Genomic DNA, 13,015 nt, shown 5'->3' with positions numbered 1-13,015 from the left:
CGCAAATCAGTACGCGTTACTGTAACGATCACCACGATATCGGCCGAATCGCAATTGGTTTGATGGCACGCGAATCACAAATCCCCATTGCAGCGGCGCAGAAGCGGCGATTCGCCGTGAGTCTAGCGCTGTTCTATTCGGCCGTCTTCGCGGTCTCGGGCACGCATCTGCCGTTCTTCCCGCTCTGGCTGAAGGGGATCGGCATCGACGCAGCCTGGATCGGGATCATCAACGCGCTGCCGGCGATCACCCGCTTCACCACGCTGCCGCAAGTGACCGCCTTCGCCGAGAAGCGTCAGGCCATTCGCGGTGCCATGATGGCGTCGGTGCTGGCGACCGCGATCGGCTTTACCGCTGTCGGCCTGCAGCAGCAGCCGCTGGCGCTGTTCCTGATCTATGCGCTGACCTGCATGATGTGGACGCCGACGATGCCGCTGACCGATGCCTATGCGCTTCGCGGTGTCGCCCGGTACAGGCTCGATTACGGGCCGCTGCGGCTATGGGGCTCGGCGGCGTTCGCCGCGGGCTCGCTCGCCTGCGGCTACCTCGTCGACGTCATCGAAGCGCGCGATCTGATCTGGATCATCGTCGCATGGGCGATCGTTGCGGTCGCAGCCAGCCTGCTGCTCCAGCCGCTCGACGATGTCAGGCGCAAGAGCGCCGAGGCGCGTGCCGACACGGCGCTGCTGCGCGATGCCGGCTTCTGGGCCATCATCGCCTCGGCCGCGCTGATCCAGGGCAGCCACGTCGCCTATTACACCTTCTCCGCCATCAACTGGCAGCTCCACGGGATCAGTGGGCTGACGATCGCGGGTCTGTGGACGCTCGGCGTGATCGCCGAGATCGTCGTGTTCGCGCTGTCGCCGCGCTTCTCGGTGCATCCCTCCACGATGATCGCGATCGGTGGCGTGAGCGCGGTGGTGCGCTGGATCGTGACGGCGAACGAGCCGCCCCTGGTGCTGCTCGCGATCGTGCAGCTCGGCCACGGCTTCAGCTTCGGCATGACCATTCTCGGCACCATGAATCTCCTGGTGCAGCGCGTGCCCTCGCATCAAATCGCGCGGGGGCAGGGCTATTACGCTGCCTGCAACGGGCTTTTGGGCGCTGCGACCTCGATCGCGTCAGGCGCGATCTATGCCCGCATCGGCGATAACCTCTATTACGTCATGGCCGCGATGGCCGCGCTAGGTACGCTTCTGATCTGGTCGGCGCGGCATCGGCTGATTGCTCATCCCCAGAGCGAGGAGTCCGGCGGATAGACCAGGCTGCCGTCATAGCGCAGGCCGTGGTCGCGGTCGCGCGCGAGCAGCAGGGGGCCGTCGAGATCGACGAAGCGCGCCTGCGGCGTCACCAACATCGCGGGCGCCATCGACAGCGAGGTCGCGACCATGCAGCCGATCATGATCTCGAAGCCGAGCGCCTGCGCGGCATCGGCCATCGCCAGCGCCTCGGTGAGGCCGCCGGTCTTGTCCAGCTTGATGTTCACGGCGTCGTAGCGCTCGCGGAGCGGTGCGAGCGAGGAACGGTCATGCACGCTCTCGTCGGCGCAGACCGCGAGCGGCCGCTTGATCCGCGCCAGCGCCTCGTCCTTGCCTGCCGGTAGCGGCTGCTCGACCAGGGTGACGCCGGCGTCGGCGCAGGCGGCGAGGTTGGCTTCCAGATTGGCCTCGGTCCAAGCCTCGTTGGCGTCGACGATCAGCTCGGATTCGGGGGCGGCCTTGCGCACCGCTGCGATCCGCATGGCATCGCCGTCACCGCCGAGCTTGATCTTGAGCAGCGGCCGGTGCGCGGCCTTGGCGGTCGCCGCGGCCATGGCCTCAGGCGTTCCTAACGAAATCGTGTAGGCGGTGGTGCGCTCGCCCGGCACCGGACGGTCCAGCAGGTTCCAGGCGCGCAGGCCGGCCGCCTTGGCCTCGAGGTCGATCAGGGCGCAATCCAGCGCGTTACGGGCCGCACCTGAAGGCATGGCGGCCTGGAGGGCCGCTCGTGTCAGCCCGCCCGCCACGGCCTCCTGCATGGCCTTTACGGCAGCCAGCGTTGCCTCGGGGGTTTCGCCATAGCGGGGATAGGGCACGCATTCGCCGCGGCCGGCCAAGCCGTCCCGGCTGACCTCCGCCACGACCGTTACCGCCTCGGTCTTGGCACCCCGGCTGATGGTAAAGCTGCCGGCGATCGGGAAGCGCTCGATTCGCGCCGCCAGGGCGACAAGTTTCGTGGAAGTCATTTTGAACTCTGGCGAAATCTGAACCTGCTAGTTACCTCTAGCAACTAACAATGGCCAGTTGGGGATACCTTCTCTAGGTAAGGGCGCGTGCGCAACCATCCGATTCCATCCGTTTCCTGCGCTTCGGCACGGGAGCGGACATCTTGAACGGCGATCCGAAGCTGGAGCGGATTGCCAAGGGCAACGCGCTGGCACTGTGCGCCACCGGGACCTGGACCGCGAGCTTTGCGCCGGTCCTGGAGCGGATGGTGGCCGATGCCGAGAAACTCGCCGGCAGCCCCCAAAGCATTTTCATCGACGTCTCCGAGGTCGCCAAGCTCGACACGTTCGGCGCCTGGCTGATCGAGCGGCTGCGCCGCAGCCTGACGAGCGGCGCGGTCGAGCCGCAGATCGCGGGGCTCTCCGCCAATTATTCCAGCCTGGTCGACGAGGTGCGGCGGGTACGGGCGACGCCCGTGATCGACCGCAGCCCCATCACCATCACCGGCATGCTGGAACAGATCGGCCGTACGGTCGCAGGCGTCGGCGGGACGATTGCCGGCCTCGTCGACATGCTCGGCGCGGTGCTCGCAGCATGGTTTCGCATCCTGATCCATCCGCGCTCGTTCCGCCTGACCTCGACCGTGCACCACATGGAGCAGGTGTGCTGGCGCGCGGTGCCGATCATCGTGCTGATCACCTTCCTGATCGGCTGCATCATCGCGCAACAAGGCATCTTCCATTTCCGCAGGTTCGGCGCCGACATCTTCGTCGTCGACATGCTGGGCGTCCTGGTGCTGCGCGAGATCGGCGTGCTCCTGGTCGCCATCATGGTCGCGGGCCGATCGGGCAGCGCCTACACCGCCGAGCTCGGTTCGATGAAGATGCGCGAGGAGATCGATGCGCTGCGCACCATGGGCTTCGACCCGATCGAGGTGCTGGTGCTGCCGCGCATGATGGCGCTGGTGCTGGCGCTGCCGATCCTCGCCTTCCTCGGCGCGATGGCCGCGCTCTATGGCGGTGGTCTGGTGGCCTGGCTCTATGGCGGCGTCCAGCCTGAGGCCTTCCTGCTGCGGTTGCGCGACGCCATCTCGATCGATCATTTCATCGTCGGCATCGTCAAGGCGCCGGTGATGGCCGCCGTGATCGGCATCGTCGCCTGCGTCGAGGGCCTCGCCGTGCAGGGCAGCGCGGAGTCGCTGGGACAGCACACCACGGCCTCGGTGGTGAAGGGCATCTTCTTCGTCATCGTGATGGACGGCGTGTTTGCCATCTTCTTCGCCGCGGTCGGGATGTGACCATGGCGAGCGAAATCCAGAACCCCATCATCCGCGTCCGCGGTATCACCGTGCAGTTCGGCGCAACGCGCGTGCTCGACGGCCTCAACCTCGACGTCAAGCGCGGCGAGATCCTCGGCTTCGTCGGTCCCTCGGGCGCGGGCAAGTCGGTGCTGACGCGCACCATCATCGGCCTCGTGCCGAAGGTCGCCGGCTCCATCGAGGTGTTCGGCGTCGACCTCGATTCCTCCAGCACGTCGGAGCGCCGCAACGTCGAGCGCCGTTGGGGCGTATTGTTCCAGCAGGGCGCGCTGTTCTCCTCGCTCACGGTGCGGCAGAACATCCAGTTTCCGATGCGCGAATATTTGCGTGTCTCGCAGCGGCTGATGGACGAGATCACCATGGCCAAGCTCGCCATGGTCGGCCTCAAGCCCGAGGTTGCCGAACGCTTTCCCTCCGAGCTCTCGGGCGGCATGATCAAGCGCGTAGCGCTGGCGCGCGCGCTGTCGCTCGATCCGGATCTGGTGTTCCTGGATGAGCCGACCTCGGGCCTCGACCCGATCGGCGCCGGCGATTTCGACGAGCTGGTGCGGACGCTTCAGCGCACTTTGGGGTTGACCGTTTTCATGGTAACCCACGATCTCGACAGCCTATACACAGCATGTGACCGCATCGCCGTTTTAGGGAACGGTAAGATCATTGCGGCAGGGTCGATCGCCGACATGCAGGCCTCGCAGCATCCCTGGCTGAGGCAGTATTTCCATGGCAAGCGCGCCCGCGCGGTGATGAGTTGAGTAGCCGGAGCACCTGATGGAAACGCGGGCGAATTACGTCTTGATCGGCTCGTTCACGCTGGCGGTGATCGCCGCCGCGATCGGCTTCGTGCTGTGGTTTCAGTCGCTGCACACCACCAAGCAGCGCAGCCCCTTGCGCGTCGTGTTCGAAGGGCCGGCCGCGGGCCTGCGCAACGGCGGCAGCGTCAACTTCAATGGTATCAGGGTGGGCGAGGTGGTCTCGGTGAAGCTGGACAACCCGCGGCGGGTTGTCGCACTCGCCATGATCGAGAACAATGCCCCGATCCGCAAGGACACGTTGGTCGGCCTCGAATTCCAGGGCCTCACGGGCGTTGCCGCGATCTCGCTCAAGGGCGGCGACGAGGCCGCTCCGGCACCGGCGCTCGACCAGGACGGCATCCCGACGCTGACGGCGGACCCCAACAAGCTCCAGGACGTCACCGAGGCGATCCGCGCCACGCTGCAGAACGTCAACAAGATCGTCGCCGACAATCAGGAATCGGTGAAGAACTCGCTGAAGAACCTCGAGACATTCACCAATTCGCTCGCCCGCAACTCCGAGAAGATCGACGGCGTGATGGCCAAGGTCGACGGCGTCATGCTCAAGGCCGACAGCCTCATGCTCGGCCTCAACTCGCTCGCCGGCGGCAAGGATGGCGGCGAGCTGTTCCAGGCGGTGAAGTCGATCCGCGAGCTCGCCGAGGATTTCGACAAGCGCTCCGGTGCGCTGATGGCCGACGGCCGCCGCACCCTCGGCGACATCAGCCGCGCCGTGAACAATTTCGACCGCAATCCCACCCGCGTGCTGTTCGGCGCCAGCAATTCATCGCAGCCAGCGCCTGCGCCCGAGCCGCCGAGGCCGGCAGCCGCGCCCAGGCGGTAGAGGTGTCGGGACGCGCTGCAGCGTGCAACGCTGCTGCGCAGAGCCGGGACCCGGAAGGCAGCAGCGTACACGTGGAGAGATGGGCCCCGGCAGCGCACCGCTGAAGGAGCGCTGCGCTGCGTCCGGGGCACGAGAGCGAGGATGGTGCACCAAAACAAAACGGAGGCCGTGAGGCCTCCGCTTTCATTCGCTGTTCGCCATTCGCGAATTGGGGATCTTACCCTAGCCGTCCCGCCGCGTGCGCGAGCAGCGTGTACACCAGCCCGGTCTCCGAGGTCAGGTGGCTGCGCAGCTCCTGCGGGCCGCGGCCGTCGCGGGCGACTTCGTCGAGCAGCCGCTCGAACTCGGCGACATAGCGGTCGACCGTGCCCTTGAAGTTGCGGTCGGCGCGGTACTTGCGGGCGACCTCGTCGAAGGCCTTCTGGCCGGCGGGCGTGTACAGGCGCTTGGTGAAGGCCTTGTTCTCGCCGCGCTGATAGCGGTCCCACATCTCGGCGGCCAGGTTACGGTCCATCAGCCGGCCGATGTCGAGCGACAGCGATTCCAGCGGATTGCTGCTGGCCTGCGGGGCCTGCGGTTGCGGAGTGGGGGCAGGGCGGGCACGGGGAGCCTCACGGCCGGTCGGTGCGCCCTGGTTGGCGTCGGTGCGGTTCAGCAGGTCCGACAGCCAGCCGTCGCGGCCCTGGTCGTTGCCGGCAGGAGCGACCGGCGGCGCTTCGGTGCGGCGCGCGGCCGGCATGCCGAGGTCCGGCGGCGGCAGCGTCGAGGCACTGCCGGTGTCGCGCATCCGGGTTTCGGTGGTGCGGCCGCTTGCAATCGCCATCACCGGCTCATCCTGGCGCTGGACGGCGACGGACGCGCGGCCCGCCGTGGTGACGTCGAGGCCGCGGCCGTGCTGGGCCACGATGCGGTTGAGCTCGGCGAGGGCCTCGATCTGGTCGACGATCACCTTGCGCATCTGCGCAGTGCTCTCGGCGGCCTCCTGCGGCATCTCGAGCACGCCGCGGCGCAGCTCGTTGCGGGTGGCCTCGAGCTCGTTGTGCATCTCGAGCGCCATCTGCTTCATGCTGGAGACGAGATTGGTGAAGCGCTCGGTCGACTGCTTGAACATCGCATCCGCCTCGTCGGTGGTCTGGCGGTAGATGTCGTGCATGGCCTCGATGGTCTGCCGGTGCTCCTCCTCGGAGGCCGCGCGCACCGCCTCGAACTGGCGGGTGATCGCGGCCGAGCCGGCGCCGGCGGTCTCGGCGACGACGCGGGCGATGTCGCGGGCCCGCTCTTCGGCGGCGGCCAGCGATTCATCGAGCAGGCCGGTGAAGCGCGACAGGCGCTGGTCGAGATCGGCCGTGCGCAGGTCGATGGTGGTGACGAGCGATTCCAGCGCCTGCTTGCGTTCGGCGAGCGAGGCGGTGGTGTTCTTGTTGCTCTGCTCGACCACCTGTGCGGCATCGACGAGCGCCTTGCCGTGCTTGTCGAACTGGGTCGACAGCTCGCCGAGGTCCTGCAGCGCCTTCGTGGTCTTGCTGTTGAAGACGTTGAGCTGGTCTTCCAGGCCCTGCGTCGCAGCGCCGTTGCGCGAGGTGACGTCGTTCATCGCCGAGACGAAATCGGCAACGCGCGTCACCAGCGCCCGCTCCAGCGAGTTGAGGTTGTCGTGCGCACCGGTCAGCACCTCCTGGAGCAGGATGTTGCCTTCGCGCAGACGCTCGAACAGCGCGACCGTGTCGGTGCGCAGGATCTTGCTGGTCTCCTGCATCTCGGTGACGGCGGCGATCGAGACCTGGCGCGACTGGTCGATCGCCGAGCGCGAGGCATGCTCGAGGTCCTTGAGCGACTTGCCGACCGCGCCGGTGGCGATCTCGCTCGCCGTGTTGATGGCGCGGGCGACTTCCGAGCCGTTGCCCATCATGGTCTGCGAGAAGGCCTGGCCGCGCGTCTCGATCGACTTCAGCGCGTCGGAGGTGACGCGGTCGATGTCGAGCGTGAGCTGGCTGGTCTTGGAGCCGATGGCGTCGATCAGGGCGCCGCGCTTGGCGTCGATCATGTTCGACAGACGGTCGGCCTGCTGCTGCACATAGGTGACGATCTCGTCGGTCTTGCCGGTCATGGCCTGGCCGAAGCTGCTGCTTGCGGCGAGCACCGAGCGCTCGACATCGGCCGAGCTGGTCTTGACCCGCGAGCTCGCCTCGTTGGAGGCGGAGATCAGCGCGTTCTGGGCGTTGAGCGCGCTGGTCTGGATGTCGTTGGTCGCATTCGCGGTGGCCGCGCTCAGCGTGCGCTCGATCTCGGTCGAGATCGCGCGGATCTGGCTCGCGGCATCCGCCGAGGTCGAGGTCAGCGAGGTCTGCGCCTCGCGTGCGCTGTTGAGGATGGTCGAGGCGGTATCGGCGCCGACTGCGGTCAGCGTGCGCTCGATGTCGGTGGTGAGCGACTTGATCTGGCTCGCCGCGTCGGTCGAGGCGGAGATCAGCGATCCCTGCGCCTCGCGCACGCCGCTGGTGAGCGCCTCGATGGTGGCGCCGCCGGCGGTCGCCAGCGCGCGCTGCATCTCGGCCGCGAGCGAACGGACCTGACTGGTCTGCTCGGCCGAGACCGTGAGTAGGGTGGTCTGGGCGTCGCGGGCGCTGGTGGTGATCGTCTCGGCGGTCGTCTGGCCGACCTGCGAGAGCGAACGATGCACTTCGGCCGCGAGCGACTTGACCTGGTTCGCCGCCTCGGAGGAGGCCGTCACCAGCATGTTCTGGGCCTCGCGGGCGCCGGAGGTGATGGTCTCGGCGGTCGAGGTGCCGGCCATCGAGAGCGAACGCTGCACGTCGGCTGCGAGCGACTTGACCTGCGCCGCCGCATCCGTGGATCCGGTGACGAGCGTGTTCTGGGCCTCGCGAGCGCCGCTGGTGAGGATCTCGGCGGTCGAGGTACCGGCCATCGTGAGCGAGCGCTGCACGTCCGACGACAGCGCCTTGATCTGGTTGGCGGTCTCGGTCGAGGCCGCAATCAGGGCGCTCTGTGCATCGCGGGCGCCGGCAACGATCGACTCCGCCGTGGTCGTGCCGGCCAGCGTCAGCGAGCGCTGCAGGTCGGTGGAGAGCGTCTTGACCTGGTTGGCTGCATCCGAGGACGCCGTGACGAGCGTGGTCTGCACCTCCCGGGCGCCGGACAGGATCGAGGCGGCGGTCGCCGAACCCGCCGCGGTCAGCGTGCGTTCGACGTCGGCCGCGAGCCCCTTGAGCTGGCTGGACGCATCGCCCGATGCGGCGACCAGGGATGACTGCGCCTCGCGGGCGCTGGTCAGGATCGAGTTCGCCGCGCCGGTGCCGACCGCGGTCAGCGCCTGCTCGACCTCGGCGGAGGTCATCTTCAGCTGGGCATTGACGTCGGAGGAGACCGTCAGCAGCGACTGCTGGGCGGTGCGTGCGCCGGTCTGGATGGTCTCGCTGGTGTTGACGACGAGGTTAGTGAGCGAGCGTTCGGCGTCCTCGACATGCGAGCGGATCGCGGTCGAGATCATCTCGGCGCGGGACATCATGTCCTCGCTGGCCTGGCGTCCGCTGCTTTCGATGCGGCCGGCGACGGCTTCGACGCGCGAGCCGAGCAGGTCCTCGAACTGCGCCACGCGCACGTCGATGTCGCTCGCGACCGAGCCGACCTTGGTCTCGATCGTGTGATGGATCTCCTGGAAGCGCGCCGTGACCGTGTCGGTGAGATGCGTGCTGCGGCTGTCGATGACCTCGGTGACGCCAGTGATGCGGCGGTCGACCGCCTCGATCGCCTGCGCGGTGCCGTCCGTGAGGGTCGAGGTCAGCAGCGTCAGGCGGGTGTCGATGGACTGCACGGCCTGGGAGGCGCCGTTGGTCACGGCGGTGGTCAAATAGGTGAGGCGGCTGTCGATGGACTCCAGCGCCTGCGTCGCGCCGCCGGTGAGCGTCGTCGTGAGATGCGTCAATCTCGTATCGACCGACTGGATGGTCTGGGACGCGCCGTCGGTCAGCGAACTCGTCAGATGATTGAGGCGCGCATCGATCGTCTCGATGGCCTGCGAGGCGCCGTGGGTGAGCGACGTCGTCAGGTGGGTGAGGCGGTTGTCGATCGACTGGATCGCCTGCGCGGCGCCGTCGGTCAGAGACGTGGCCAGCGTGTTGATGCGTCCGTCGATGGTCTCGGTCATCGACCTGGCGCGGGTATCGAACGATAGTTCGAGCGAGGCGACGCGGCCGACGAGCTGCTCGTCGAAGGTCTTGATATGGCCTTCGATCGTGCCGTCCAGGCTGGCGATCTTGTCGTTCAGCGAGGCGTCGAGGCTGCTGACGCGTTCGCCGATGGTGGTCTCGAAATGCACCAGGCGCTGATCGAGCACGCCGGTGATGGCGCCGCCGTTCGCGGTGAAGCGGCTGTCGAAATTGTCGACATAGGTCTTCAGCGACTCGTGGATATCTTGCGTACGCTGGCCCATGCGCTCGACGATCTCGCCGCCGAAGGTCTTCACGGTGCGATCGAACTCGGAGATGTGGCGCGTGATCAGCGCGCCCAGCGTGCCGGAATCGCGGGCGAACTTCTCGACCAGCTCGGTGCCCTGGTTGCGCACGAGCTCGTCAAAGGCGCTCATCTGCAGCGACAGCGAGTCGTGCGCGGTCTCGGTCTGGGTGACGACCTTGGCGACGAGCGCGTTGACGGTGGCGTCGAGCGCCTCGCTTGCCTTGTCGCCGCTCGTCATGATCTGGCCGGCGAGCCGGTTGCCGGCGTCGTCGATCTTGGCGGAGATGTCGTTGGAGCGCAGCTCGAGCTCGAGCAGCAGCGAGTCCGACGAATTCTTGAGGGAATCGTGCACCAGCTCGGTGCGCTCGGAGATGCCGTCGACGATCGCGGCGGAGCGCTGCTCGAACTCGCCCGTGATGCGGTCGATGCGCTCGTTCAGCATCTCGTGGACGCGGTCGGCGAGATCGACGAACTCGTCGTGGACGTGGCCGGTCTTGAAGTTGAGGCTGGTGGTCAGCCGCTCGCTGGCGTCGAGCACGGCGCGCGTGGTCTCGTTGCTGGCCTCCTCGAGGCGGTCGAGCAGGTCGCCGCCGCGCTCGCCGAGCGCCAGGATCATGTTGTCGCCGGCATTGCTCAAGGCGCTGGTGATGTGGGCGCCGCGCTCTTCCAGCGCGCCGGTGATGGACTTGGCGACCTCGTCGACGCGCGAGGCGATCGCGTCCGAGATCAGCGCGATGTCGTGGCGCAAATCGATCTGCACGCCGGAGATGGCGCTGCGGACCTGCTCGGCCTGGCCGACCAGGTTGTCGCGCTGATGCGCGATGTCCTGGAGCAGGGCGCGGATGCGCACCTCGTTGTCGCTATAGGCGCGCTCCAGCGCGGCGACCTCGTTGGCGACCAGCGTCTCCAGCTCGCCGGCGCGCGCGATCGCGCGCTCGATGCCGTCACCCATCGCCGCGACCTCGCGGCGGATGGCCTGACCGACGGTGACCATGGAATCCGAAGCCGAGCCTTCCGGCTCGGAGAAGCGGATCGCGACCTGCGCCATCGCCTGCGCGATCATGCGCATTTCCTGGCCGCGCCAGACCAGGCTCGCCAGGAAGTAGAACAGCATGACCGGCGCGAAGAACATCGCGACCAGGCCGGCAATGACGAGCACGCCGCCGCTCTGGCCCATGGCGGCCTGGATCGAGGGCAGGAAACCGAACGTCAGCGCGGCACAGGCCGCGAGCCAGACGCCGGCGAAGATGGTGGCGAAGGTGTAGACGTTGCGGGCAGGGCGGCCCTTCTGAAGCGCCTGGAGCAATTGACCGATGGTCTCGCGGTCGTCATTGGCGGGACGGCGCGAGGCGCGTGGCTCCTCGATCGGATCGAACACGGTCGACCGTTCGTTGGCGGCCGGCCGCGGCTCGAAGTTCGGATCGTCGAAGGTCGGGGACGCGGGCGGCGCTACCGGAGGCGGCGTTTCGTTGCGCATCGTCGCGTTGCGGCTGGTGTCCGCCGCGGTGTCACTGATGTTGAGGGCTTCCTGGATCGCAGAAAGCGCAACTTCTGTGGGGTCTTTGACCTTTTTCGGAGTGTTCGCCATGTTCAGTCCGAGCCCTCGTTACTTGTACGCGTCCCCCCGCGAGCTCTGCGCGCGCTACGCAAGCCCACAGACCGGATCATGCCGCTTGCGCGGATCTCCGAGCCGTCCCCACCCGGACGGCTTGTCCGCTAATTTCTGCAACATCCTATTGGCAGAGCGTCGCGAATGAAATGCCCGCGATTAAGACATTCTTAATCATCGTTAACAGGATCGCGGCGTAACGCCTTAGCAATAAATGCAATTCTCCACTGAACTCGGCCAATTGCGGCAACTTTTCGTCAAGAAGCCGGCGGAATTGCGTAAACCAATCCAAACATTTCGTTAACCAATTTCATGCTTGGGTGGGCGGAACCTGACCGCCGCACGGCGGGACCATCGCGCGACGCCGGGGCCTTAGGTCATGACGCCTGAACTGCAACGGATGGACTGGATGCCCTCGCCCCCGCTTGCACCCATCGACAGCCCGCTCGACCTCGATCATCTCTCCCGGATGACGCTTGGTGATGCCGAGCTGGAGCAGGAAGTGCTGGCCATGTTCGCCGAGCAGGCGGTCCGCCTGGTCGCGGCAATGACGGCGCTGCCGGCCGAGGCCGGCGCATTGGCGCACAAGCTCAAGGGTTCGGCGCGCGGGATCGGCGCCTTTGCAGTGGCGGATGCCGCCGCTCACCTGGAGATCGCGATCCGGACCGGCCAGGACCGGCCCTACGCCTTCGCCGCGTTGAAGGAGGCGGTGACCGAGGCTCGCGCCGCCATCGAGGCGATCCTCAAGCCCTGAGGCCGAAGGGATCAGAACCGGCCTTTACTCGTTTGTTTTGACGTATTTTCTTCCCGCAAAGCGGGATTTAGATCGGCTCAAAACGCTATGGCGCCGGGCTGACCGACCCGTTATAGGACAGCCCGGACCCTCCTTCATTCTCAGCATCGCGGCAGCACGAGCACACATGGCCAAAATTCACTTTGTCGACCACAAGGGCGAAACCCGCACGGTGGAAATCGAGAACGGCGCAACCGTGATGGAAGCGGCCATCCGCAACAGCATTCCCGGCATCGAGGCCGAATGCGGCGGCGCCTGTGCCTGTGCGACCTGCCATGTCTATGTCGACGAAGCCTGGCGCGAGAAGGTCGGCAGCCCGACGCCGATGGAAGAGGACATGCTCGACTTCGGTTTCGACGTACGTCCGAACTCGCGCCTGTCCTGCCAGATCAAGATCTCCGACGATCTCGACGGGCTCGTCGTCGCAACGCCCGAACGCCAAGCCTGATCTTACAAGCCTGGTCCTTCTCGATCGAACTATGGACCGGGCGGCGCGACCTCGATGCCGCGCTTGTGCCAGGGTCTCAGCCTGGCGATCACCTCCGCGGTGAGCGGCGTCGGCCGTCGCGACGCTTCGTCGATCATCACGCCGACGGACGTCGCCGACGCGATGCACTTTCCTTGCGAGAACACGACCTGCTCGAAGGTCACGGACGTTCGCCCCAGCTTCACCACGCCGAGGCCGAGCTCGATCGTGTTAGGCCAGTGCAGCTCGGCGCGGAAATGGATGTCGAGCCGCACCATGATCCAGGCAAGGCCCGGCGGCGTCAGTCCGTATTCCGGAAGCTTCATCAGCGTGACACGGCCGGTCTCGAAATAGGTGGCGTAGACCGCGTTGTTGACGTGGTGGTTGGGATCGAGATCGCCGAAGCGGACGTTGTCGCCGAGCCGGTAGGGGTAGTCCTCCAGGCGCGGCGTCGTATCGAGGCGGCTTGGTGCGTTCACCGATTGATCTCCGTCATATCCGCCCTCGTTACAGCCCA

At 66.7% G+C, this 13,015-nt stretch carries 9 protein-coding genes; 6 read left to right on the top strand and 3 right to left on the bottom strand.

From position 1 onward, the window contains the following. Window positions 1-62 precede the first annotated feature (62 nt). Window positions 63-1,259, top strand: coding sequence for an MFS transporter (locus tag LPJ38_RS31495; protein ID WP_145628834.1), 1,197 nt, complete (start codon window positions 63-65; stop codon window positions 1,257-1,259). On the opposite strand, the gene dgcA is transcribed toward LPJ38_RS31495, so the two are convergent. After that, window positions 1,229-2,224, bottom strand: a complete 996-nt coding sequence (gene dgcA / locus LPJ38_RS31490) for an N-acetyl-D-Glu racemase DgcA (protein WP_145628832.1) — start codon at window positions 2,222-2,224, stop codon at window positions 1,229-1,231. The genes LPJ38_RS31495 and dgcA overlap by 31 nt on opposite strands. Before the next feature lie 143 nt (window positions 2,225-2,367). On the opposite strand from dgcA, the gene LPJ38_RS31485 reads away from it, so the two are divergent. From LPJ38_RS31485 to LPJ38_RS31475, 3 genes are read left to right on the top strand one after another with little or no spacing between them, the layout of a single operon-like run. After that, on the top strand, window positions 2,368-3,501 hold the full coding sequence (locus LPJ38_RS31485; protein WP_145628830.1) for an MlaE family ABC transporter permease: 1,134 nt from the start codon (window positions 2,368-2,370) through the stop codon (window positions 3,499-3,501). Between the two features lie 2 nt (window positions 3,502-3,503). Then, complete coding sequence (locus tag LPJ38_RS31480) at window positions 3,504-4,274, top strand: ABC transporter ATP-binding protein (protein WP_167520249.1); 771 nt, start codon at window positions 3,504-3,506, stop codon at window positions 4,272-4,274. A 16-nt stretch (window positions 4,275-4,290) separates the two neighbouring features. Then, complete coding sequence (locus tag LPJ38_RS31475) at window positions 4,291-5,157, top strand: MlaD family protein (protein WP_145628826.1); 867 nt, start codon at window positions 4,291-4,293, stop codon at window positions 5,155-5,157. A 217-nt stretch (window positions 5,158-5,374) separates the two neighbouring features. On the opposite strand, the gene LPJ38_RS31470 is transcribed toward LPJ38_RS31475, so the two are convergent. Continuing rightward, on the bottom strand, window positions 5,375-11,218 hold the full coding sequence (locus tag LPJ38_RS31470) for an apolipoprotein A-IV repeat region-like domain-containing protein (RefSeq protein ID WP_145628824.1): 5,844 nt from the start codon (window positions 11,216-11,218) through the stop codon (window positions 5,375-5,377). A 400-nt stretch (window positions 11,219-11,618) separates the two neighbouring features. Here LPJ38_RS31470 and LPJ38_RS31465 point away from each other — a divergent pair, with 400 nt between their 5' ends. Continuing rightward, complete coding sequence (locus LPJ38_RS31465) at window positions 11,619-11,993, top strand: Hpt domain-containing protein (RefSeq protein WP_145628822.1); 375 nt, start codon at window positions 11,619-11,621, stop codon at window positions 11,991-11,993. A 166-nt stretch (window positions 11,994-12,159) separates the two neighbouring features. Further along, entirely contained in the window at window positions 12,160-12,480 is a 321-nt protein-coding gene (locus LPJ38_RS31460; protein WP_145628820.1) for a 2Fe-2S iron-sulfur cluster-binding protein, read from the top strand. A 29-nt stretch (window positions 12,481-12,509) separates the two neighbouring features. On the opposite strand, the gene LPJ38_RS31455 is transcribed toward LPJ38_RS31460, so the two are convergent. Beyond that, entirely contained in the window at window positions 12,510-12,977 is a 468-nt protein-coding gene (locus LPJ38_RS31455; RefSeq protein WP_145628818.1) for an acyl-CoA thioesterase, read from the bottom strand. Window positions 12,978-13,015: the final 38 nt, after the last annotated feature.

Origin of the sequence: Bradyrhizobium daqingense (assembly GCF_021044685.1) — a bacterium.
Classification (GTDB): Bacteria; Pseudomonadota; Alphaproteobacteria; order Rhizobiales; family Xanthobacteraceae; genus Bradyrhizobium; species Bradyrhizobium daqingense.
Note: the sequence above shows the minus strand (reverse complement) of the source record. Positions and strands in the feature narration are given on the sequence as shown.

Coding starts and splice junctions, on each gene's coding strand:
- LPJ38_RS31495 (WP_145628834.1), top strand. CDS start 63: ATGGCACGCGAATCACAAATCCCCATTGCAGCGGCGCAGAAGCGGCGA.
- dgcA (WP_145628832.1), bottom strand. CDS start 2,224: ATGACTTCCACGAAACTTGTCGCCCTGGCGGCGCGAATCGAGCGCTTC.
- LPJ38_RS31480 (WP_167520249.1), top strand. CDS start 3,504: ATGGCGAGCGAAATCCAGAACCCCATCATCCGCGTCCGCGGTATCACC.
- LPJ38_RS31475 (WP_145628826.1), top strand. CDS start 4,291: ATGGAAACGCGGGCGAATTACGTCTTGATCGGCTCGTTCACGCTGGCG.
- LPJ38_RS31470 (WP_145628824.1), bottom strand. CDS start 11,218: ATGGCGAACACTCCGAAAAAGGTCAAAGACCCCACAGAAGTTGCGCTT.
- LPJ38_RS31465 (WP_145628822.1), top strand. CDS start 11,619: ATGACGCCTGAACTGCAACGGATGGACTGGATGCCCTCGCCCCCGCTT.
- LPJ38_RS31460 (WP_145628820.1), top strand. CDS start 12,160: ATGGCCAAAATTCACTTTGTCGACCACAAGGGCGAAACCCGCACGGTG.